The 874-nt window shown below is 61.6% G+C and carries 1 protein-coding gene and 1 pseudogene; both read right to left on the bottom strand.

Translation table 11 applies throughout. From position 1 onward, the window contains the following. Nucleotides 1-689, bottom strand: a 689-nt coding sequence (locus B3Q33_RS04610) for a DMT family transporter (protein ID WP_286827045.1), incomplete at its 3' end; no start/stop codon positions are given. Nucleotides 690-693: 4 nt separating this feature from the next. After that, a pseudogene (gene rimO / locus B3Q33_RS04605) lies at nucleotides 694-874 on the bottom strand (30S ribosomal protein S12 methylthiotransferase RimO); the annotation flags it as partial.

Raw genomic sequence — 874 nt, 5'->3', positions numbered from 1 at the left:
ATCTGGTAGGCGGTGGTCATGGCGTATTGTCCGCCGGTGGCCACCAGGCCGATGGCGAACAACCACAGGTAATCGGTGCCGGCGGGCAGGGTGCTGGCCCAGGGTAAGGGCAGAGCAGAGAACAGGGTAGCGAACAGGGCAAAGTAGAACACCACCCGCTGGGCCGGTTCCGACACCGCCATGCGCCGAATGCTGACCTTAGCCACACTCATGATCGCAGCACCGGCTAGGGCCACCCACATCACCGGATTCACGCTGCCACTGCTCACGTCCATGATCACGGCAACCCCGGCAAAACCACCGATGATAGCCAGCCAGGTGCGCACGCTGATCACTTCCCGCAGCCACAACCAGGCCACGATCGGCAGAAAGAAGGGCACGGTCATCTTCACCAGTACCGCTTCTGCCAGGGCAATGTGACCGATGGTGTAGAAGAAGCAAAACATGGCAGTGACCCCGGTAAAACCGCGGATCATGTGCAGGTGCAGGAAGCGGGTGCGCAGCTGGCCAAAGCCGCCGCGCGAAGCAATGATGGGCAACAGGATCAACAGCCCGAACAGATTGCGGGCAAACACGATCACCTCGGTGTCGAGGTGATCGGACAGATGCTTGATCATGGCGGCCATCACCGCCAGCAGACCCTCACCGAGGACCAGTAGCAGAGCGCCCTTGAGAGGCTGGTCGTTCACCGGATTAATGGCCGACCGGTACCGGAGTACCCCACAGATCATGCTCGTCGGCGTGCTCGATATTCACCATTAACCGCTGGCCGGGCTTCAGGCCACTTTCCCCGTTGAGATAGACCAGGCCGTCGATCTCCGGCGCATCAGCCTGGGAGCGGGCGATGGCGCCTTCCTCATCCACCTCGTCCACC

It is taken from the genome of Alcanivorax sp. UBA3183 (genome assembly GCF_002364155.1).
In the GTDB taxonomy this organism is placed as follows: domain Bacteria; phylum Pseudomonadota; class Gammaproteobacteria; order Pseudomonadales; family Alcanivoracaceae; genus Alcanivorax; species Alcanivorax jadensis.
The sequence above is the reverse complement of the archived record's forward strand: the minus strand, read 5'-3'. Positions and strand labels throughout refer to the sequence as shown.